The 21,585-nt window shown below is 37.2% G+C and carries 18 protein-coding genes; 7 read left to right on the forward strand and 11 right to left on the reverse strand.

Translation table 11 applies throughout. The features are described 5' to 3' along the window. Positions 1-5 precede the first annotated feature (5 nt). From BM361_RS11405 to BM361_RS11415, 3 genes are all read left to right on the forward strand, one after another. On the forward strand, positions 6-764 hold the full coding sequence (locus BM361_RS11405; protein WP_038260903.1) for a zinc metalloprotease: 759 nt from the start codon (positions 6-8) through the stop codon (positions 762-764). Positions 765-856: 92 nt separating this feature from the next. Further along, positions 857-2,194, forward strand: a complete 1,338-nt coding sequence (gene ffh / locus BM361_RS11410) for a signal recognition particle protein (protein WP_074978914.1) — start codon at positions 857-859, stop codon at positions 2,192-2,194. Between the two features lie 86 nt (positions 2,195-2,280). Continuing rightward, a complete protein-coding gene (locus tag BM361_RS11415; protein ID WP_038260910.1) occupies positions 2,281-3,171 on the forward strand; it encodes a bifunctional 5,10-methylenetetrahydrofolate dehydrogenase/5,10-methenyltetrahydrofolate cyclohydrolase in 891 nt (296 codons plus the stop codon). Between the two features lie 76 nt (positions 3,172-3,247). Here BM361_RS11415 and BM361_RS11420 read toward each other — a convergent pair whose 3' ends face one another. Next, positions 3,248-4,990: a TonB-dependent receptor gene (locus BM361_RS11420; RefSeq protein ID WP_074978915.1), complete on the reverse strand. Its 1,743-nt coding sequence runs from the start codon at positions 4,988-4,990 to the stop codon at positions 3,248-3,250. Between the two features lie 45 nt (positions 4,991-5,035). Further along, on the reverse strand, positions 5,036-8,056 hold the full coding sequence (locus BM361_RS11425; protein ID WP_074978917.1) for a tetratricopeptide repeat protein: 3,021 nt from the start codon (positions 8,054-8,056) through the stop codon (positions 5,036-5,038). A gap of 381 nt (positions 8,057-8,437) precedes the next feature. Here BM361_RS11425 and BM361_RS11430 point away from each other — a divergent pair, with 381 nt between their 5' ends. Beyond that, complete coding sequence (locus BM361_RS11430) at positions 8,438-10,027, forward strand: discoidin domain-containing protein (RefSeq protein WP_074978918.1); 1,590 nt, start codon at positions 8,438-8,440, stop codon at positions 10,025-10,027. A 150-nt stretch (positions 10,028-10,177) separates the two neighbouring features. Then, complete coding sequence (locus tag BM361_RS11435; RefSeq protein WP_038260921.1) at positions 10,178-10,870, forward strand: cell division ATP-binding protein FtsE; 693 nt, start codon at positions 10,178-10,180, stop codon at positions 10,868-10,870. Here BM361_RS11435 and BM361_RS11440 read toward each other — a convergent pair. From BM361_RS11440 to BM361_RS11460, 5 genes are all read right to left on the reverse strand, one after another. After that, the gene (locus BM361_RS11440) at positions 10,867-11,109 is read right to left on the reverse strand and encodes a uroporphyrinogen decarboxylase (RefSeq protein ID WP_074979059.1); all 243 of its coding nucleotides are present in this window, start codon (positions 11,107-11,109) and stop codon (positions 10,867-10,869) included. The genes BM361_RS11435 and BM361_RS11440 overlap by 4 nt on opposite strands. Before the next feature lie 118 nt (positions 11,110-11,227). Continuing rightward, a complete protein-coding gene (gene typA, locus BM361_RS11445; RefSeq protein WP_038260923.1) occupies positions 11,228-13,033 on the reverse strand; it encodes a translational GTPase TypA in 1,806 nt (601 codons plus the stop codon). 173 nt (positions 13,034-13,206) lie between these two features. Beyond that, positions 13,207-14,148 (reverse strand): MBL fold metallo-hydrolase, encoded by a 942-nt coding sequence (locus BM361_RS11450; RefSeq protein WP_074978920.1) that lies wholly within the window; start codon positions 14,146-14,148, stop codon positions 13,207-13,209. A gap of 289 nt (positions 14,149-14,437) precedes the next feature. After that, positions 14,438-14,890 carry a GNAT family N-acetyltransferase gene (locus tag BM361_RS11455; protein WP_074978922.1) on the reverse strand — a complete coding sequence of 151 codons (453 nt, stop codon included), beginning with the start codon at positions 14,888-14,890 and terminating at the stop codon, positions 14,438-14,440. Between the two features lie 99 nt (positions 14,891-14,989). Continuing rightward, on the reverse strand, positions 14,990-16,225 hold the full coding sequence (locus BM361_RS11460) for an ABC transporter permease (RefSeq protein WP_074978924.1): 1,236 nt from the start codon (positions 16,223-16,225) through the stop codon (positions 14,990-14,992). A gap of 15 nt (positions 16,226-16,240) precedes the next feature. On the opposite strand from BM361_RS11460, the gene BM361_RS11465 reads away from it, so the two are divergent. Beyond that, positions 16,241-17,476, forward strand: coding sequence for an exo-beta-N-acetylmuramidase NamZ family protein (locus BM361_RS11465; protein ID WP_074978925.1), 1,236 nt, complete (start codon positions 16,241-16,243; stop codon positions 17,474-17,476). Here the strand turns inward: BM361_RS11465 and BM361_RS11470 are convergent. Next, positions 17,473-18,306 carry a sterol desaturase family protein gene (locus tag BM361_RS11470; protein ID WP_074978927.1) on the reverse strand — a complete coding sequence of 278 codons (834 nt, stop codon included), beginning with the start codon at positions 18,304-18,306 and terminating at the stop codon, positions 17,473-17,475. The two genes, BM361_RS11465 and BM361_RS11470, sit on opposite strands and share 4 nt — an antisense overlap. 231 nt (positions 18,307-18,537) lie before the next feature. After that, on the reverse strand, positions 18,538-19,032 hold the full coding sequence (locus BM361_RS11475; protein WP_074978929.1) for a YkgJ family cysteine cluster protein: 495 nt from the start codon (positions 19,030-19,032) through the stop codon (positions 18,538-18,540). A gap of 86 nt (positions 19,033-19,118) precedes the next feature. Here BM361_RS11475 and BM361_RS11480 point away from each other — a divergent pair, with 86 nt between their 5' ends. Then, positions 19,119-19,829, forward strand: coding sequence for a class I SAM-dependent methyltransferase (locus tag BM361_RS11480; RefSeq protein WP_038260942.1), 711 nt, complete (start codon positions 19,119-19,121; stop codon positions 19,827-19,829). Here BM361_RS11480 and ahr read toward each other — a convergent pair whose 3' ends face one another. Beyond that, a complete protein-coding gene (gene ahr / locus BM361_RS11485) occupies positions 19,830-20,843 on the reverse strand; it encodes an NADPH-dependent aldehyde reductase Ahr (protein WP_074978930.1) in 1,014 nt (337 codons plus the stop codon). Positions 20,844-20,958: 115 nt separating this feature from the next. Next, positions 20,959-21,573 (reverse strand): 7-carboxy-7-deazaguanine synthase QueE, encoded by a 615-nt coding sequence (locus tag BM361_RS11490; protein WP_254785813.1) that lies wholly within the window; start codon positions 21,571-21,573, stop codon positions 20,959-20,961. Positions 21,574-21,585 lie beyond the last annotated feature (12 nt).

The following is a 21,585-nucleotide window of genomic DNA, read 5'->3' on the forward strand; positions in this document are numbered from 1 at the left end:
TTATCATGAAAAAAGCCCTGTACCTGCTATTGTCGTTGTATATTTTTATTGGATGTTCTAATGATTCATCAACGAATGATGAAGATATTAAAAGAGCTAACCGACAAACAACAGGGGCTTCAGCAAATGACTTTTTATCAGATGATAATTTTAATAGTCTTACCATAGAGTTGATTTATGTAACCGGTTACAGACCGAATCAGTCTTCAATAGATAATTTAGAAAGTTTCATTCAAGAGCGAACTTATAAACCTGGGGGGATTAATTTTGTAGAAAGAGCGATTGCTTCACCGGCAAATTCACCATATACCATTCAGGAAATTGCCGATCTCGAAAATGATTACCGAGAAGAATATAACATGGGGGATAACCTTACCTTAAGCATTATGTTTATTGATGGAAAGTCTGATCAGGATGAGGGGAATTCTGTTGTTTTAGGGACGGCCTACAGAAATACTTCTATGGTTATTTATCAAAACACCCTGGAGCAAAATAGTAATGGAGTAGGTGAACCTGACAGGGTAATGCTTGAATCTACAGTCTTAAGACATGAATTGTCACATTTATTCGGATTGGTCGATTTAGGAACCCCGATGCTTCAGGACCATAAAGATGAGGCAAATGGGCATCATTGTGATGTTCAGGATTGCCTGATGAATTATCAGGTCGAGGCCGGAAGTGTTTTTGATATGGCTTCAGGAGGTACCATTCCTTCATTGGATCCACTATGTTTGGCTGATTTAAAAGCCAATGGAGGTAAATAGTTATTCAATCTTAAATAAAACTTAGCGTTTAATTTTATTAATCTTCGTTACAAATCCTTAAATTTGCGATTCTTAAAGCAAGAAGGATTACTATGTTTGATAATTTAAGTGAAAAACTCGATGGCGCCCTCCATAAATTAAAGGGACATGGTCAGATTACGGAGATCAATATAGCAGAAACGCTAAAAGAAGTGCGACGTGCACTTTTGGATGCCGATGTTAATTATAAGATAGCCAAAGAGTTTACCAACAATGTAAAGGAAAAGGCATTAGGTCAGGACGTATTAAATTCGTTAAAGCCTGGTCAATTGATGGTGAAGTTGGTAAAAGACGAACTGACCCAGCTTATGGGAGGGGATGCTGTAGGTATTAATTTATCGGGAACACCATCTGTAATCTTGATGTCTGGTTTACAAGGGTCGGGTAAAACAACTTTTTCTGGTAAACTGGCAAACTTCCTTAAAAATAAGAAAACAAAGAAACCTTTATTAGTAGCTTGTGATGTATATCGTCCTGCGGCGATTGATCAGTTGCACGTCTTGGGAGAACAACTCAATATTGATGTTTACTCAGATAAGGGGAATTCTGACGCGGTAGCCATAGCGAAGGCCGGTGTGGCTCATGCAAAGGCAAATGGTCATAACGTAGTGATTGTCGATACTGCAGGTCGATTGGGTATCGATGAGCAAATGATGAATGAAATAGGAAACATTCATGCTGCAATCGCACCAAGTGAGACCTTGTTTGTTGTGGATTCAATGACAGGTCAGGATGCTGTGAATACGGCCAAGGCTTTTAATGATGTTCTTGACTTCGATGGGGTTATTTTGACAAAGCTCGATGGAGATACCCGTGGTGGTGCTGCTTTGTCAATTAAATCGGTCGTAGATAAGCCTATTAAGTTTATTGGTACCGGAGAAAAAATGGAGGCTATCGATGTGTTCTATCCGGAGCGTATGGCTGATAGAATCCTTGGAATGGGTGATGTGGTATCCTTGGTTGAACGAGCACAAGAACAATTCGATGAAGAGGAAGCGCGTAAGCTTCAAAAGAAAATAGCCAAGAATAAGTTTGGTTTTGATGATTTCTTGAATCAAATTCAACAGATCAAAAAAATGGGTAACATGAAGGACCTCCTTGGAATGATACCCGGTGCGTCAAAAGCCTTAAAAGGAATAGACATAGATGATGATGCTTTTAAAGGCATCGAAGCTATAATACACTCAATGACTCCTGAAGAACGTTCGAATCCGTCTGTGCTTAATGCTAGCCGTAAAAAGCGAATAGCTAAAGGAAGTGGAACTACCATTCAGCAGGTAAATCAATTATTGAAGCAATTCGATCAGATGGGAAAAATGATGAAAATGATGCAAGGTGGCGGCGGTAAGAAGATGATGCAAATGATGGGTGGAATGAAAGGAATGAGATAAAAAAAAATCAACAGGCTCCCGCATACTTATGCGGGATTCTTTTTTATAGTAATTATAGTAACCAAAACCGATTAACAACACAAAAGATGGAGTTGCTCGACGGAAAAAAGATTTCTAATCAGATTAAAGATGAAATTGCAGCTGAAGTTTCTAAAATGAAAGAAAAAGGGGAGAAGGTTCCTCATTTAGCAGCAGTAATAGTGGGTAGCGATGGCGCTAGTCTAACATATGTTGGTAGTAAAGTGAAAGCATGCGAACGTGTAGGTTTCGAATCTACATTGATTAAAATGCCAAGCACTACCAGTGAAATTGAATTGTTAAAGAAAATAGATGAACTGAACAAAAACGATGATATTGATGGTTTTATAGTTCAGTTACCTTTACCTCCACAAATTGATGAACAAGAGGTTTTGATGGCTATTGACCCTGATAAAGATGTGGATGGGTTTCATCCTATGAACTTTGGGAAGATGGCTTTGGATATGAGTACTTTTATTCCGGCAACACCCTTTGGGATTCTTGAATTATTAGAGCGCTATAATGTTGAAACTAAAGGAAAGCATACGGTAGTAATAGGTCGTTCTCATATTGTAGGTAGGCCAATGAGTATTTTAATGGGGAGAAAAGGATTTCCTGGTAATTCGACTGTAACATTAACACACAGTCATACTAAAAACATTACTCAGATAACCTCTCAAGCCGATATTATTATAACAGCACTTGGAAGACCACACTTTTTAAAAGCAGAAATGATCAAGGATGATGCCGTAATTATTGATGTCGGGATTACAAGAGTTGCGGATGAAAGTACGCCTAAAGGTTACAGAATTGCCGGAGATGTGGATTTTGAGAATGTAAGTAAAAAGGCAAGTTATATTACTCCGGTTCCAGGAGGAGTAGGACCAATGACTATTGCCATGTTGCTGAAAAATACATTATTGGCAAGGGAGCGCCGAAGAACCAAGGAAGGTAAATAGTTAAGAAATTATCTTAATAAAAAAAGGGAAGCAAATGGCTTCCCTTTTTTGTTTTTGGTTAGGATGTGATACGTGATTACATATCGAATTTATATGAAACACCTGCTAACACCTGAAAACCTTGTACCATGTAGTTAGACCAACGGGTGTATTCATTATTTGCAATATTATTTGCTTTGAGGTATACAGAAAACTGATCATTGATGCGATATCCTGCCTTTGCATTAATGTCAAAGAAGCTGTCAAGATCCACTACCTGCATATTAAATGTCTCTCCGGGGTTTGTGCCTGTATCTTGTCTGAAAAGCCCTGAACGTTCACCAGTGTAGAAGATGTTAGCTCCCAGAAACCACTTATTGTTTATCTGGTAATCCATAAATAAAGAACCTTTAATACTCGGCAGGTTCCAGGCCTCTTCTTCATCATCTGTATTGTAGTCTAATATTTCAGCATTTATTCCTAATTGAAAATCTCTGTTTACATCAACGCTGATTTCTCCAAAAACTGAAATGGTAGTTATGTCATCATATATGAGTCCGAAAGAATTCGCATAAGCATACCCTTCAGTATTATAATTTATGGTGCCCGTTTCCGGATTCATGGCAAAGAGCGGTTTGTTTGACTCGTTGATATAAGATCCTCTGAGGTTGTAACTTAAGTTCGGTAAAAACTTCCCCTTTACTCCCACATACCCATCATATGTTTTGTCTGTTGGTAGAATATTTAATGTTGGGGAAATGTATGGGTTTTCCTCTTGAAAACCATGATAAGAATTTTGCTTCAAATCGCCTTCAAGGCCACCGTATACCGTTACATATTCTTGGACTAACCTATATGAAGCAGTAATATTTGGATAGAAGTAAATATCGCTGTCGCTATTTTCTATATCAAATTTATAGGCAACCGTAGCTCCCAGGTTCACAGTTAAGTCATCTTTTAAAATGACCAAATTAGGCGAGGCCTTGGTGATTAGATTGCTGTATTTAAGCTGTTCTGTGGTGTAGTAGTTGCGATCGAATTTACCGTTTAGGTAATCAAGGGAAAGGTTGAGGTTGATCCATTCTTCTCCAACCGGAAGCTCAAATTTTGGATTTAATACGATGTTGCTCTCTCCCGAGCTAAAGGCATCAAAAAAGTATCTTAAGCTTACATCCCCTCCCGTGAAGAAAGAATCTTCAATAACTAAATCGGCACCTAAATTCGCAGTATAGTAACTTTGTTTTTCATCGATACTGTTAAGGGTCGATTCATCGTAAAATCCTAAAGGAACACCATACCAGTTATATAATTGATGGCTAAATCCACCCTCTACACCCCAATCAATATAACGATCGTCTCTATTGTATGCAGCAGCTAATTTTGTTTTGAAAAACTTATCATCCAATTCAACCCCATCAATACCACCTTGTGAAGAATGGTGGTTTAATGAAAAATCTAAAGTTTCGTCTCTGTTTAAAGCGCGACTTGTATAGAAATCTGCCGTAGCATTATTGTAATTCCCAACTGCCAGCGATGCATAAGAATTATAAACGGATTCTCTTGGAGCTCGTTTTAACCCTGTTGCTTTACCTTTGGCGGGTACAAAAGTCGACGCTACCGGTACTGAAAATATATTATACGATATTTTCTTTTTGGCTGCCGTTACAGAGTCATCTAATCTCGGTGTTTCTTTAATTTTAAAGGCATCTGATAATGTCGGAGAATATGGTTTAACAACATTCACCACTTCAGTTCCAATATTTTTTTCTTTCTCTTTCTCTTGAGAAAGCAGTGTAGATGAAGTTGAAAGTATAATTAGGGTTATGAATAGCTTTCGCATACGACGTAAAATTTTTAAATCAATCTATTTTTATAAAACGTGCCATTAATCTTGATCGTTTGGAGATACTGATGAGTTTCTCAACGATTCCTGAGTTTTAATTTTTTGAAGCTCAGTTTCTGCTTCCTCAACAATTTCGGAGTAAGTCGCGAAATTGGTGATTACATTTTCTAGTATGTATGTAGCTTGAAAAGCGTCATCGAGAGCATGGAAGTTCTTAGCCATAATAATAAGTCCTTTGGCTCCAAATTCTTTATATCCTGCATAATCTTTCGCCAGTTTTTGAACAGCAGTATTAGAAGCTTCGTACAACCCGTCCTTATTTTTAAAGTATGCATCGTAGTAAAGAGCCTCCGCAGCTAATGCTCCTGTAGCAATTTTTTGTACCTCCTGATAGGCAGTTTTCGCCAAATCTTCATTATTGGTTTTAATGGCTGAGCGGGCAATCATTATTTGAGCATCACTTTTAATTCTATTGTCTATTTTTGGATTGCTCAGTACTTTTTTTGCATAAGTGAGAGTTTCACTGTAATTCCCCAAATCATAATTGATTTTCATTAGGTTCGATTGTGCAAAAGTTATATTTTGAGGGTAATCGGCCTGTGTTTCTAATTGTTTTAATACAGGGATGGCAGCTTCTTTTTGTTCATTGTCGATATATATTTGACTTAATCTGGCCAGGGCTTGTTCTGTAAATTCATTTCTGTCTTTAATTACATTTTTATAATGTGGAATTGATTTTTCAGGTTCACCTGTATTGAAATAAGATTGAGCTAAATAGAAATTTGCATTTAAAGCATGGCCTCCGTTAGGGAATTGTTTTAAATAATCTTCGAATCCTTTAATTGAGGCTTTGGTTTCACCTTGAACAAACTTACGTTCCGCAGATTCATACGCCGCATTTTCAATTTCGCTATCTGAAATTTCAACAAAATCTAACTGCTTTACCCAGTTGGCATATTCATTTACGCGTCCTTCATCGACATAAATCATTTTAGCCGTAGAGACTGCTTGAACTGCTTCTTGGGTGTCCGGATAGTTTTTAACGACCTGTTTGAATTTTATAAGAGCATCACTGTTCTGACCCCCATTATAATATACAAGTCCTTCTTTGAGTATTGCTTTGGGAACATACGAGCTCATTCTGTATTCTTCAGCCAGTTTATTGTAAGCGGCAATTCCTTTACTTGTTTGATTGTTATTCACATAAGTATTTCCCAGTTCGTAATAGGCATCATCCCTCAATGTAGATTTAGGATAATTGCTTACAAATTTTTCGAGTTCATCAATTTTTTGACTCGTTCTGTCTACGAAGCCATAACTAATGGCTTTTTGAAAGTGAGCATAATCGGTGTCAGCTTCGTTTAATGTAATTGCTTGGTTGTAAAATTCCATTGCAGGCCAGTATTTACTGGTTACAAAATGACTGTCCCCAAGCCTGAGGTAGGCATCGTTTAAACGCTGTAGGTCTTGCTTTTCTTTGGTAGTATATTTTTTAAAATATGCAATGGCCTGATCGTAATTCTTTTGCTTGAAATAAGCATACCCTAAATTATAAAATAAGTGTTTGTATTCGGGTGTTGAAGTGGATGCAGAGTTTTGTTCAAATTGTTTAAATCCAACCACTGCTTCTGAATACTTGTTTAGAATATAATCTGCTTCTGCATTCCAGAAAGTTGCTCTTGCCGTAAAAGATTGGTCTTGAGCTTCTTTAAGAGATTTGTCAAAATAATCAATGGCTTCTTGATAGTTTCCGTCATTCAAAAGTTCAAGTCCACGGTAAAATGCCACTTTCTGATAGGTGGTTTTGCTACTAAAATTTCTATTCTTTTCCAGAAGTTCCAGTGCAGCATCATAATTCTTTGAAGTAATATATGAATCCACCAGGAGTTCCTGTATCTCCTGTTTGTTAGGGCTGTCAGGGTAATTGTTTATAAAGTTTGTGAGTACCTGAGGTACATTTTCATAAGGGTTTCCTATTTCGTAACTCAGCTTGGCATAGTTAAGGGCGGCGTCTTTTTGAATTTGAGCTTCGAAATTCATTTGTGAAGCATTTTTAAAAGCATTTAAGGCTTGTTGCTTCTTGTCGGTTTTAATGTAACATTCAGCAAGGTGATAATATGCGTTTTGAGCAACGGGATCGTTTCCGTCAATGATTTTATTAAATTGCCCAATAGCATTTTCAAAATCATTTTGTTTGTAATATGCATATCCAAGCTGATAGAAGTCTACGTTATTCCATTTGCCGCTTTTACCTTTGTATTCTTTTAAGTACGGAATGGCTTCATTATATTGTTGTAGATTAAAATAACTTTCTCCAATAATTTTATTAAGCTCTGACTTCTCTTTTGGGTCAGCTTTAGGTAATTGTTCCTGGGCCAATGCAATAGCCTTTTTGAAGTCTCCTTTTTTGAAGTTCATGTCGGCTTGATAATAAGAGAGCTTGTCATTTAAATTGTCATTGCCGGAGACTTGACTGAAATAAGAGTCGGCTTCACCATAGTTGTCACTTTCGTAAGCAATATATCCGATATAATATTTTGCTTGTGAACCATATTCTTCTGAAGTAATAACCTGATTAAGGTAGGATTTTGCGTCTTTATATTTTCTGGCTTTAAACAAAGAGTAGCCCTTTTTAAAATTAAAGGTTTCTCTTTCGCTATAGCTCATGCTTTGGTCTTCAGCTTTGTCAAACCATTTGAGTGCATTGGCATATTTACCCTGATCAAAATAATAATTGGCAACATCTATAAAGGCTGAATTACGTTTGGTAGATGTAGGGTAGGTGTCAACAAAGTTTTCCATCAATCGCTCAGCTCCCAGTTGATTTAGCCTGATAGCAGCATTCGCAATATAATAGGAGCAATTTGCCTTGGTTTCAATATCGGTGGTTTTTTCCTGAACTTCACTAAAAATTCTCTGTGAAGCCTGATATTGACGTTCATTGTATAATTCCAGTGCTTTTAGGTAATTCTTAGAGGGGTTGGTATAGATGGCCGATTCTTGAGCGAATCCGGAAAGCGATATTGTAATAATAGAAAGGTAAGCAAGTTTACGAATCTTCATGAAACTCTTCTTTTAAATTTAGGATCAAATATAGGATAACAGTCACACTAATAACGCAATATTTCTAAGATAATTATACAATCAAAATGGTTGTTATCCACTTTTTTCAAACTGCAATAGATTTTTTTAATTGAATAGCAGGGTTGTCTTGAATAAAACCGCCTTTTCAAGACGTTCTAATACTTCGTTTTACTACCTAATTAGCAGTATTTTTCTTCTTTTTTATGAAAAAACAGGTTGTTAATTTAGTGTTAATCAAATATTATTTTGTATAATTCACTTCCGTAATTAATTGAAAGATATTTAATTACGATATATTTTAATTATTGTAAATGTATGTTATAGGATAAAATAAGAAACCAATAATAACTTTATATAACTATGAAAACTAAATTTTATTTAAAAACTGTTTGTCTGTTTGCGCTTCTATTCATTGTTTCATGTTCTAAGGACCAATTCTCGGAAACGGAAGAAGTGTTAGTGCCTGAAGCCGTTGGAAAGCCTGTCGGCAATGAATGGGAGGATAACCCTTATAAACTCAATGTGGTTTATTTTGTTCCCAATGATATGACTCCTGTTTCAAACTATGAATCCCGTATTGAGGAGATTATGTTTGACGCTCAGGAGTTTTTTGCTGTAAATCTTGACAGGGAAGGTTATGGCAGGACTTCCTTTGGGTTGAACATTCGCAAGAATAATGGTAAGCTCAACATCATAACGGTTAATGGCCAACAAGGAAAAAGTGCCTATCCTTATAGTGGTGGCGGTGGTACCGTGATTAATGAGTTAGAAGCTTATTTCAATCAGCATCCTAATGAAAAGAAAAGTGAGCATACGCTTGTATTTTTGCCCTCTACTTCCGGCGATCCATTAAATCCCGGAGGTGTTCCATTTTATGGCTTAGGAAAATATTGTTTCGCTTTAGATTACGAATATTTTGATTTACAATATTTAGGTGAAAATACCAATCTGGGCGACTTAGCGACTAAATGGATCGGTGGGATGGTTCATGAATTAGGACATGGACTCAATGCTCCGCATAATAAAGAGTGGAGTAGTTTACAGGCAACTTTAGGAACTGCTTTAATGGGATCTGGTAATTTTTCATATGGTAAAAATCCAACTTTTATTACAGCTTCTAATGCTTCGATTTTTGCAAATTCACAACCATTTAGAAATGATACCAGATCCGATTGGTATTCTGGTGTTACTGCTAATATTACAAAGTTGAAAGGAAGTGTTCAAAATAATAAGATTGTTATTTCTGGTAATTTCAGCTCTTCAGGAACGGTATCCGCGATTAATGTATGGCATGATCCGTATCCTGCCGGTGGTAATAAAGATTATGACGCACCATCCTTCACCTCAATCCCCATTGGTTCGGATAGTTTATACATTGAGAGTCCCCTGTCTGAATTTTATAATTTGGATGGTCAGTATCAACTTAGGATCGGATTTATCCATGAAAATGGCTCTCGTGTTACCAGAGCTTACGAGTATGAGTTTGTAAATGGCGTTCCTAATATAGAGGTGATTAACACGAAAGATTTATTGGACAGATCAGCATGGTCCATTATTGAGGTAGACAGTGAAGAAGATACCGGAGCTGCTTCTCAAATGTTAGATGGAGACCTGTCGTCTGTTTGGCATACGGAATGGAAGAGTAGTTTGCCTGATCACCCCCATTATTTTGTTTTAGATATGGGTGTGGTAACATCTGTAAAAGGGTTCGCATTCGAAAACAGGTCCAACTTAAATGGAGCGATAAAAGATTTTGAAATGTTTAAAAGCGATGATGGTTCAAATTGGACCAGTCTGGGAACTTATAGTTTGAATCAAGTGCAGAATATACAATATGTAGACTTGTCGGCTACACAGTCTTTCAGGTATATGAAATTAGTTACCCAAAATTCCCACGGAGATTTCAATTATACCCATTTAGCAGAATTAAACGCTTACAGTGATCAGTAAAATATTATGAACCTGGTAGTTTTTAAAAGCATCAATTAAATTTTGGTGCTTTTTTTAGTTCGTTGAATGAATAGATTTTTATAAAAGAAATTTGATCACAATTTTTATTAAAATTTATTGTTAGTACATTTACCATGTAATATTTACACTATGAATCAGGACAAAAATCAAATTCTGGAACTTCGGGATGTTGCAGTTTATCAGCGCGAAAATCTAGTTTTAAGTGAAGTAAACCTAAGTATTGATGAAGGTGAATTTGTGTATTTGATAGGTAAAACAGGAAGTGGTAAGAGTAGTTTTATGAAGACACTTTATGGTGATTTACCACTAACTCAAGGATCAGGTAGTATTGTTGGGTATGATTTAAAAGGGCTAAAAGAAAAAGATATTCCTTTTTTAAGAAGAAAACTTGGGGTGGTATTCCAGGATTTTAAATTATTACCTGACAGGAATGTGAATGAGAACCTGATTTTTGTCCTAAAAGCTACGGGGTGGAAGGACAAGGAGAAAATGAATAAAAAAATAGAAGAGGTGCTGGATAAAGTTGGGATGAAAACCAAAGGCTTCAAATTTCCGCATCAATTGTCTGGGGGGGAGCAACAGCGTGTTGCTATAGCCAGAGCATTACTGAATGATCCTGAACTGATTTTAGCAGATGAACCTACAGGAAACCTTGATCCTCAAACCAGCGTTGAGGTGATGAAAGTGTTACAGGATATCAACAAAAATGGAAGAACCATTTTAATGGCAACCCATGATTATGCTTTATTGTTAAAATATCCGTCCAAGACCTTAAAATGTGACGGGAGTAAGGTTTTTGAAGTGGTACAAAAGAATGTTTAAGCGTCAGTAGCTTTCTTTAACTTAAGTAGGTAAAAACCATTCACTATAAAAATTGCAAGGTTAGTTATAATGATTGGCCAGGAAGTTTGTAGCATAAAACCGTAAGCCACAAATAAAGCACAGCCAATCATGTTTACAGTTCTTAAGGTGGTAATGTTTTTCATTAAGAATGACAACAAAACACCAAGGGAGGCAGCATAGCCTACCCATTCGGTAAGTGGTATTGCTAAAATTTCCATATGGAAGGTGTTAAAATGATGGGTTAACAATTCCATTAAAAGTAAGAAGGAAATATATAAAAACACAAAAAATCCCGAATTAACGGGATTTTTTTATGTTGATTATGATTGACTGAGATTAACCCAGTTCTTTTTCTCTACGCTTACGTTCATTCTCATCTAAGAATATTTTTCTTAAACGGATCGACTCTGGTGTTACTTCAACATATTCATCTTTTTGAATATATTCCAATGCCTCCTCTAAAGAGAATTTAATCGGCGGAGCTAATTTTACTTTATCGTCAGCACCAGCAGAACGAACATTTGATAACTTTTTAGTTTTGGTCACGTTTACAACCATATCATCACCTCGAGAGTTTTCTCCAATTACCTGTCCGGTATAGATGTCTTCACCCGGGTGAATAAAAAACTTACCGCGTTCTTGAAGTTTGTCAAGAGAGTAAGGAATAGCAGTTCCTTTTTCCATAGAGATCAATGAACCGTTTATACGGCCTGGAATGTCCCCTTTAAATGGTTGGTAATCCAGGAAGCGGTGGTTCATTATAGCCTCACCTGCGGTAGCTGTCAATAACTGGTTTCTTAATCCTATAATACCTCTTGAAGGTATGTTGAACTTAAGAATCATACGTTCCCCTTTAGGTTCCATGCTTAGCATTTCACCTTTACGTTGGGTAACCATTTCTACTGCTTTACCAGAAACATTTTCAGGTAAATCAATAGTTAATTCTTCGATAGGTTCACATTTTTCTCCATTAACTTCCTTGATGATTACCTGAGGCTGACCAATTTGCAATTCGTAGCCCTCACGTCTCATGGTTTCTATCAATACAGATAAATGTAAAACCCCTCTACCGAAAACCATAAATTTATCGGCACTTCCGGTTTCTTGAACACGCAGTGCAAGGTTTCGTTCTAATTCTTTTTCTAAACGATCTTTGATGTGTCTGGAAGTTACAAATTTACCTTCTTTACCAAAGAATGGAGAGTCGTTGATAGTAAACAACATACTCATGGTTGGTTCATCAATAGCAATAGTTGGAAGCCCTTCAGGGTTTTCGAAATCTGCAATGGTATCTCCAATTTCAAATCCATCTAAACCAGAAACAGCACAAATGTCACCTGCATTTACTTCCTCAACTTTTTTACGACCCAACCCATCAAATAAATGAACTTCCTTTATTTTAGATTTTACGGTAGTACCATCTCTTTTTACTAAAGAAACATTCATCCCTGGAGTTAATGTTCCTCTTTGTAGCCTTCCAATAGCAATTCTTCCTGTGTATGAAGAAAAGTCAAGTGAAGTTATAAGCATTTGAGTAGACCCTTCTTCAATTTTAGGTGAAGGAATATGAGCTACTACCATATCCAACAATGGTTCGATATTATCAGTAGGAGCATTCCAGTCTTCACTCATCCAATTATTCTTTGCAGAACCATATACTGCAGGGAAGTCTAATTGCCATTCCTCTGCACCTAGTTCGAACATTAAATCAAAAACAGCTTCATGTACTTCGTCAGGAGTACAGTTCTCTTTATCAACCTTATTTACCACAACAAGTGGCTTCAGCTTCATTTCAATAGCCTTTTGAAGTACAAATCGCGTTTGAGGCATCGGTCCTTCAAAGGCATCAACCAATAGTAATACACCATCAGCCATGTTCAATACACGCTCTACCTCCCCACCGAAATCGGCGTGACCCGGAGTATCAATAATGTTAATCTTGGTTCCTTTGTAATTAACCGAAACGTTCTTAGATAAAATTGTAATACCTCTTTCCCGTTCAAGATCATTATTGTCCAAGATTAACTCACCAGTCTCCTGATTATCGCGAAATAATTCGCAATGGTGAAGTATCTTATCAACCAAAGTAGTTTTACCGTGGTCAACGTGTGCAATAATGGCAATGTTTTTAATTGCAGTCATAATAATTCCTCTATATTAAAGCCCTTTTACAGGGAGTTTTGGGCTTAATCAACTGATACCTAGCTGGTAATGGTTATTGAAACCCAGGTTTTTAAGGGCGCAAAGGTACGTTTTATTTTGTCAAATGAGGTAGTTTTGTGAAAATGAATTTTTTAAAGGTAAATAAGATTTAATTACAATTTAAAAATATCACCGAACCGGGCAATGTTGAAACCCTTCGAATTAATTAAATCAACTTGAGGATTACCAGTGTTAAGAACTGGATTTGTGTGGTTAAAGTGAATAAAAAATACTTTTTCTTTTTCATCCTTCGGTAAACTTTTAAGTATATCCATGCTTTCAGTTATAAATGGATGAGGGATTTCAGAAATGTCTCTGTTGTTTATTTCTTCGGCATCATAAAAAGTAGCATCAATAAATGCATAGTCTACTTTGCTGAGCTCTTCAATTAAATTTAAATTCCACTTATGCCATTTATCGATATCGGGAATAAACAGGACTGATTTACCGGGTCCTTTAATACGAAAGCCTGCAGTTTCAGAGTACTCGTCTCTATGTGGAACCTTAAAAGGTGTAACCGTTATGTTTGAACTGATTTTAAGGCTTTTATGATCTGTTAGGGTTTGAAGGTTTATGTTTTGGTTTGAGACCAGCTGACTCCATGGCCCATTCCCCTCAAGGAAAGAATGCATTTTTGGCAATGTATATACCGGGACTAAATTGGCGTTCATGGCCTCTTTTCCTAAATACATAAGACCCGTGTAGTGGCCTATATGTGCATGGGTAATAAATACTCCATCGGGAGTTTGATCAGTTTTGAAAGGAGCATGGTCGTTCAGTAATTTTAATTGAGTAGCGATATCAGGCGTTGCTTCAAATAAATAGGTTTTTCGGTTCGCGGGATCAATGATGCCCAGCGATACAACTTTCCTTTTTTCATCGGGTCGATTGAACAATTCTTTACAACAACTTTTAGTACATCCTATTTGGGGTGATCCGGCATCTTGAATTGTTCCTAATACAATTAATGAAACGTCTGAATTAGGGTTGGTGGTTCTTTGACCCTGTGCAAAAAAAAGATGCATCAGAAAAAGGAAGAGTATAGAAAGTCTCATGTTGGAATTTTTATCGAAGTTCTAAAATACTCAATTTTACTTTGTATATCAAAAATAGATGCTGGAAGTGCCCTGAATGACTTGTTTTTTTATCCTGAAAAATGGAGTGTTTTGATGTAAAGTTATTTTTTTTTGATTTTAAGGGTAGGGTAAAATAGATTATAACTGTTTTTAAATTACTAGTATACAGGCATGTGCTGTTAGAAATAAACTGAAATGTTTAAAATTGTTGAATGACTGCAACAGTTTTTTGCAAGGCCAAAGTGATATTGCACTCTTGGCCTTGTTTTTATATTTCCTCTTTGTAAACGCCTGGATCGTGTTTTTCCATATAATATTCCGGATGTCTTACAGCGGTAAAACCAAATTTTTTATAGAGCCACGGTGCCGTGTCAGTCAGTAGGATCCAGCGTCTAAGTCCTTGCAAGTTAGGGTGGTTTGTAATTACTTCCATCAGCCAGGAGCTTAATCCGAATCCACGGTATACATCCAGTACAAAAACATCGCCCAGATAAGCAATTGTGGCATAGTCTGATATGATTCTGGCAAAACCGACTTGTTCTTCATTTTTGTAGATGCCGAAATTAAGAGAATTAGCTATAGAATATTTAACTGTTTTAAAAGGAATGTCATTGCACCAGCCTGCCTCTGTAGCAAGAAAGGTGTGGATGAGTTCTAGGTTTAATTTATTCCGATCCGTAGAAATTAAAAATTCTCCTTTTGTTACCTCAATAGTGTTCATTTGGCATATTTAATTATTAATAGTTAGTCTCTATCGGGCTGCTTTGATATTCTTCTAAGCTAAATGATAAGAAGAGATGTAGCAATGTTTTCAATTGACCTATTCAAACTTAATGGACTTGGCAGGTGAAATTTTGGTTATAATGTAGGAAGGGATCAATAACATTAATAAACATAATATGAGGGTGCCAATGTTCAGTGCTATGATATGGGTAGCATTAATATATACAGGCGCTTCATTTACATAGTAGTTCGATGGGTCTAGCTTGATAAAACCAAAATGCTTTTGTGCCAGCAAGAGCCCCAGGCCAATAAGATTCCCCCAAATAATACCAATACCTATGAGATAAGTGGCGTTATACAGGAACACTTTTCTGATGCTCCAATTGGTAGAACCCAAAGCTTTGATAATACCGATCATTTGTGTTCGCTCAAGAATAAGTACCAGTAAGGCTGTAATCATATTGATGCCTCCTACCAGGATCATGATACCGATAATAATGGCGATATTCACATCAAAGAGTTTAAGCCATTCAAAGATATGGTAGTACTTGTCAGCTATCGTTTGAGCATCCAAAGTGGGAGGAAGTTTTTCATAAACCTCTATACCCTTTTCCTTGATCGCATCAAAATCGTCAATAAAGACTTCGAAGTTTCCTATTTCGTTTGAAGTCCATTTATTCATTCGCTGAATGTGCCTGAGATCTACAAACATGTAATTGGCATCAAATTCTTGAAACCCACTTTCATAAACCCCAACGATATTCAATTTTAATTGATTAGGTATTTCTGATTCATTCTCCTTTAGAAAGAATGCGTAAAAAGAATCCCCTACCTTAAATTTTAATCTGTTGGCAAGATAAGCTGAAATCAGCACTTCTTCATTTCTACTATTTGAATAATCGGGCAGTCTTCCTTCAATGAGGTATTCTTTGAAAGTGTTCCAGTTGTAGTCTCCACCTACTCCTTTTGCATTAACCCCTTCAAAGGTTTCTTCTGTTCTAATAATTCCCCATTTGGAAGCAACACCCTGAACGTGTTTGATTCCAGACACTGATTTAAAATCCGGGTAAAATTCTTGCCGTATGTCTATCGGAGCTACAGAAGCCTCAGAAGTGTTGTTGTCAAATTTATAAATTTGAATATCACCATTGAACGCTGATACTTTTTCTCGTATCTTGCGCTGTAAGCCAACACCTGTTGCAATGGCAATCATCATCATGATGAGTCCGAGGGCTATAGCTGCTATAGCAATTTTAATTATAGGTCCGGAAACATTATTTTTATGAGATTTTCCGGAGATAAGTCTTTTGGCTATAAAATATTCTAAATTCAAAATTTGAAGTAGTTTATGAAATTCAAAAATACATTTTTATTGTTGTTTTTACTGATGATTTCTTGTGGTAATAGTCATGTCTTACAGCAAGACCCCGAAATAATGAGTAAAGAGGTTCAAGATACTATACGTAAACCAGTTGATAAAATTGTATTGGGAGTCGATAGAACACAGGATTATATACCCAAATTAATTGATAAAAAAGTTGCTGTAGTGGCTAACCAAACATCGGTGATCTTTAAATCAGATACCTCCTATACACATTTGGTGGATTCATTGTTGAATAGCAAGATACAAATAACCAAGGTTTTTGCCCCGGAACATGGGTTCAGAGGAGAGGCTGATGCGGGCGAACATGTTAAAGACGGGAAAGATGCCAAGACAGGATTGCCTCTAATTTCCCTATATGGCTCAAATAAAAAACCAACTAAAGCTCAATTAGCGGATGTCGATATTGTTGTTTTTGATATTCAGGATGTGGGAGTTCGTTTTTACACGTATATATCTACGATGCATTATGTGATGGAAGCTTGTGCGGAAAATAATATTCCTGTTCTGGTTTTTGACAGGCCAAATCCTAATGGAAGCTATATAGACGGACCCACCTTAGAGAAAGAGCACCGAAGTTTTTTAGGAATGCATACAATTCCTTTAGTGCATGGTATGACCATAGCAGAATATGCGAATATGATTAACAATGAAGGATGGTTGAGTAATGGGGTTCAATGTGACCTTGAAGTTGTTCTGATGAAGAATTATTCCAGAAATATGGAATATAGCCTTCCGATTAGACCTTCTCCAAATCTTCCGAATGATAAATCCATAGAATTATATCCGAGTTTAGGATTCTTTGAGGGAACAGATATCAATGCCGGAAGAGGAACGGAGTTTCAGTTTCAACGATATGGCGCACCATTTTTAGATCAGGAAATTTTCACCTTTTCATATACCCCAGTCCCTAATTTTGGAGCCAAAGATCCCAAGCACAATGGAGAACTGTGTTTTGGTGAAGATCTTAGCGAGGAACCTGCTCCTCATAAAGTAGAATTGAAATGGTTGATAAAAGCCTACAAGGGGACAGCCGATAAATTGAAGTTTTTTAAATCAAGGTCCTTTACATTGCATGCAGGTACTGAGGATTTAAGAAAACAAATCGAGGATGGCTGGACCGAAAAGGAGATCCGGGCAACGTGGCAAGAGGGCATCGAAGCATTTAAATTGATTCGAAAAAAATATTTATTATATAATTAGTCAAATTTACCTCCGGCAGGAGGGCGGTATCCATTAAATGGAAGTTTTAGTAACTTTCCGATACGGGTATTGGAATCTACATCAGGATAGCTGTCTACACCGTAAACGAGATCCTTGCTTTCAATTTTGGCAAAGGTTCCAAAAAGTCGGTCCCAAATGGAAAATATATTGCCATAGTTCGTGTCTGTGTATGGTAATAAATAGTGGTGATGGACTTTATGCATATCCGGCGAAACGATGATCCAGCTTATCATATTGTCTATATTTTTGGGCAATCGAATATTTGCATGATTGAACTGGGAACAAACAACTGACAAAGATTGATAAAGCATGAGTATTCCCACGGGGGCTCCTAATATAAAAACACCAAGGGTGGTGAAAACGAATCGAATAATACTTTCACCAGGATGGTGTCGGTTGGCGGTTGTGGTATCTACGTGGTTGTCGGTATGGTGGATCAGGTGAAACAGCCATAAAGGTTTTATTTTATGCTGCACCCAATGCGCTAAATAGGCTCCTGTTAAATCCAGTAGCAGAACACCCAAAAGAATCGTAGCCCAAAGGGGTAGGCTTAGCCATTGCAATACCCCGAAATTGTTTTTTATGGTCCAGTCACTGGTCAATAATAAAATGAAAGCCAGAATGAAATTGACAAGAATGGTGGTTAGTGTAAAAAAAATATTGGGCCATGCATGTTTCAGTTTCTTGTAGTTGAATCTGAAAAGTGGTGTAGCATATTCCAATAACCAGAAAAAAGTGATCCCACTAACTAAAATAAGACTGCGATGGGAAGATGGTATGGTCGAAAAATAGTCGATAATAGTTTCCATGTGAACAAGATACTATTTTTTTAGATTACTTTTTGTGTGGGTTTTTTAGTGAAAATCATTGGCCTTGTTCATGTTAATCCAGCTGGTTTGAATTTGCGGTTAAGCCAGGCAATGAATATGAAAAAACAGGCAATATATTCGCTAAGAACTTATTTGAAGGCCTTGGAGTATGATGTGTAAGTGTAAAAATGAAGTCTCATTACCGTGCAGCAACACGGGGTTTTAAAGGAGTTATTTCGGTAGGCGTTTTTTCATTTCTTCAACAATATTAAATGCCGCCGGACAGATGGCAGTATTTTTTAAGGTGAGGTTGGTAATCTGATGAAATTTTTTTCTATCCGTATGCGGGTATTCTCTACAGGCTTTTGGCCGCACGTCATAGATTAAACAATAATTATCATGATCCAGAAAGGTGCAAGGTACACTTTGAAGAATGTAGTCGTTGTCTTCATCGATCGTTAGATACTGATCTATAAATTGCTGTGGTTTGAGCTTGAGGTGTTTGGCAATACGTTCAATATCCGCATTGGTAAAAAGTGGACCTGTTGTTTTACAGCAATTGGCACAAGTTAAGCAGTCGGTTTTACTAAATTCTTCATCGTGGAGCTCTTGCATGAGCTGATCAAGATTTTTAGGGGGCTTTTTCTTAAGCTTCGAAAAATACTTTTTATTTTCTTTATGCTTATCTTTGGCCAGTTGTGGGAGTTGTTTTAGGAAATCGTCCATTTGCTATCATTATGCCTTTGATGCAAAAGTAATATCTTTTGATGGATCTAATATAGTATTCTCCGTAATGTAATGTTTGTTAATTTATGAAAGACCTTTTTGGAAAAGCAATCCTTGATTATCAATTGGGGAATTATACTGAGGATATCAAAACGGAAACCTCTATTTCAGAAGAGGATGATTTACCATTACCATATTTGTTTCGTGCTTATGACGAAATGCCAGCAATTGAAAAGAAAGCAATGGATCTTTCAAAGGGCAGGGTGTTAGATGTAGGTTGTGGAGCTGGTAGTCATTCTTTGTATCTTCAAAATGAGAAGCATTTGGAAGTGATGGCAATTGATGTCTCTGAGGGTGCGGTAAAAGCATCTGAATTAAGAGGACTCAAAAATGTTCGGCTGCAAGACGTAATGAAATTAGAAGGAGAGCAATTTGATACCATCTTATTGTTGATGAATGGTGCTGGAATGTGCGGCCGGTTAAATCGAATATCTACATTTTTAAATAAGTTGAAAAACTTGCTAAAAAAGGACGGACAGATTTTAATGGATTCTTCGGATATCGTTTATATGTTTGATCAGGATGGTGATGGCGGGTACTGGATTCCTACCGACATGGATTATTATGGAGAGGTTGATTATTACGTGCGCTATAAAGGGGAAGAGGAACCACCGATAGATTGGCTCTATATAGATTATAATACGCTGCAAAATGCAGCACAAGCTAACGGATTTAATTGTGAGCTTGTGCAGGAAGGAAAACATTATGATTATTTGGCAAAATTAACGATTGCCTGATTAGGAGTTAGCCTTAAGTACGATTCTGTATCGTGCCTTACCATCCTCCAAATGTTTTAAGGCATCGTTTATTCGACTCATTGGGAATTCCTCTGTTGTTGGGTATATGTTATGTCGTACACAGAATTCTATCATAGTTCTGGAAAGGGCAGGGCTTCCGATAGGGCTTCCACCAACCGATTTTTCCCCCATAATTAAACTGAAAGCAGGAATGGCCATGGGTTCTAAAACCGCACCAACATTGTGAAAGGTCCCTTTGGGAGCTAACACTCCTAAATAGGCATTCCAGTCCAACGTTACATTAGTAGTGTTTAAGATAAAATTCAGACTTCCGGCGATACTTTCCAATTCTTTAGGGTCTCTCGAGTTGATGACATGATGTGCACCCATTTCCAGAATTTCGTCTTTTTTAGCAGGATTTGAACTGAAGGCTGTGACATCACATCCCCAGTGGTGCAAAAATTTTATGGCCATATGTCCCAAACCTCCTATCCCGATTACACCCACTTTATCTGTAGGTTTCACATCTGCCAGAAGGATGGGGTTAAAAACGGTAATGCCTCCACAAAAAAGTGGACCTGCTTTGCTCATGTCTATATTTTTCGGTAATGGTATTGCTGCCGACCAATGACACCTTACTTTGTCTGCAAATCCTCCATGTCTGTTCACAATAGTAGATTCAGCGGTATTGCAAAGATGATGATCACCATTCATACATTGATTACAATGCATGCAGGCTCCGGAAATCCAGCCAAGTCCAACAAGATCACCTTCTTTAAGGTTTTTTGCATCTGTTCCAACGGCGGTTATTTCCCCGGTAACTTCATGTCCGGGTACAAAGGGGTAGGTTGTCATTCCCCATTCGTTATTTAGCATACTTAAATCCGAATGACATAGACCGCAGTAATGCACTTTGATCTCCACTTCTTCATTTTTAAGTTTCTCAAATTGGTATTCGAAAGGTTCTAGTGCGCCACCAGCGGAATGAGCGGCATAGGCTTTTACAGTACTCATTGTTTTTTGGTTTTAAGAAGTGAATAGGTAATCTGTTGATTGTCAAATCACTTAAAGATACAAAAAACAAGGTAGAGAACAGCTAATTAGAAGTGCTCAAGGCGTTAAATAATTCTTAAGGAATGTTGAGGTATTTGTGTGTTTGCAGAGAAATTTTCCATTTTGGATGGGTCATTACATAATCGACAATCTCCGGCATCATCTTTTCTCTTCGGCTCCATTCAGGTTGTAGGTATAACTCACAAGACTCTCTGACTTTTGCTGCTTGTTCTTCAGCAAATTTGAAATCGTGTTGATTGTAAACAATCACCTTAAGTTCGTCAGCAGCATTGTAGACCTCTTCCTTTGGGAGCTTCATTTTTTTAGGGGAGAGGCAAATCCAATCCCAAACCCCGGTTAAAGGATAAGCTCCAGAGGTTTCAATATGAGTTTTAAGACCTCTTTCTTTCAGCCTTTGGGTTAGAGGATCCATGTTCCAGGTGAGTGGTTCACCTCCTGTTATAACGATCGTATTTGCATATTTAACCGCATTGTCTACGATACTGGTTATTTCAGTAGGAGGGTGGGTTTCTGCATTCCAGCTTTCCTTGACATCACACCAGTGGCATCCGACGTCACAGCCGCCCACACGTATAAAATATGCGGCAGTACCTGTGTGATGACCTTCACCCTGAATCGTGTAGAATTCCTCCATCAAAGGAAGCATTTCTCCTTTTTCGACTAACTCCATTGTAGCTGTTGT

Origin of the sequence: Zhouia amylolytica, assembly GCF_900116365.1 — a bacterium.
Taxonomy (GTDB): domain Bacteria; phylum Bacteroidota; class Bacteroidia; order Flavobacteriales; family Flavobacteriaceae; genus Zhouia; species Zhouia amylolytica.

Excerpts from the sequence above, each read along its gene's own strand:
- BM361_RS11405 (WP_038260903.1), top strand. The coding sequence starts at position 6 with ATGAAAAAAGCCCTGTACCTGCTATTGTCGTTGTATATTTTTATTGGA.
- ffh (WP_074978914.1), top strand. The coding sequence starts at position 857 with ATGTTTGATAATTTAAGTGAAAAACTCGATGGCGCCCTCCATAAATTA.
- BM361_RS11415 (WP_038260910.1), top strand. The coding sequence starts at position 2,281 with ATGGAGTTGCTCGACGGAAAAAAGATTTCTAATCAGATTAAAGATGAA.
- BM361_RS11420 (WP_074978915.1), bottom strand. The coding sequence starts at position 4,990 with ATGCGAAAGCTATTCATAACCCTAATTATACTTTCAACTTCATCTACA.
- BM361_RS11425 (WP_074978917.1), bottom strand. The coding sequence starts at position 8,056 with ATGAAGATTCGTAAACTTGCTTACCTTTCTATTATTACAATATCGCTT.
- BM361_RS11430 (WP_074978918.1), top strand. The coding sequence starts at position 8,438 with ATGAAAACTAAATTTTATTTAAAAACTGTTTGTCTGTTTGCGCTTCTA.
- BM361_RS11435 (WP_038260921.1), top strand. The coding sequence starts at position 10,178 with ATGAATCAGGACAAAAATCAAATTCTGGAACTTCGGGATGTTGCAGTT.
- BM361_RS11440 (WP_074979059.1), bottom strand. The coding sequence starts at position 11,109 with ATGGAAATTTTAGCAATACCACTTACCGAATGGGTAGGCTATGCTGCC.
- typA (WP_038260923.1), bottom strand. The coding sequence starts at position 13,033 with ATGACTGCAATTAAAAACATTGCCATTATTGCACACGTTGACCACGGT.
- BM361_RS11450 (WP_074978920.1), bottom strand. The coding sequence starts at position 14,148 with ATGAGACTTTCTATACTCTTCCTTTTTCTGATGCATCTTTTTTTTGCA.
- BM361_RS11455 (WP_074978922.1), bottom strand. The coding sequence starts at position 14,890 with ATGAACACTATTGAGGTAACAAAAGGAGAATTTTTAATTTCTACGGAT.
- BM361_RS11465 (WP_074978925.1), top strand. The coding sequence starts at position 16,241 with ATGAAATTCAAAAATACATTTTTATTGTTGTTTTTACTGATGATTTCT.
- BM361_RS11470 (WP_074978927.1), bottom strand. The coding sequence starts at position 18,306 with ATGGAAACTATTATCGACTATTTTTCGACCATACCATCTTCCCATCGC.
- BM361_RS11475 (WP_074978929.1), bottom strand. The coding sequence starts at position 19,032 with ATGGACGATTTCCTAAAACAACTCCCACAACTGGCCAAAGATAAGCAT.
- BM361_RS11480 (WP_038260942.1), top strand. The coding sequence starts at position 19,119 with ATGAAAGACCTTTTTGGAAAAGCAATCCTTGATTATCAATTGGGGAAT.
- ahr (WP_074978930.1), bottom strand. The coding sequence starts at position 20,843 with ATGAGTACTGTAAAAGCCTATGCCGCTCATTCCGCTGGTGGCGCACTA.
- BM361_RS11490 (WP_254785813.1), bottom strand. The coding sequence starts at position 21,573 with ATGGAGTTAGTCGAAAAAGGAGAAATGCTTCCTTTGATGGAGGAATTC.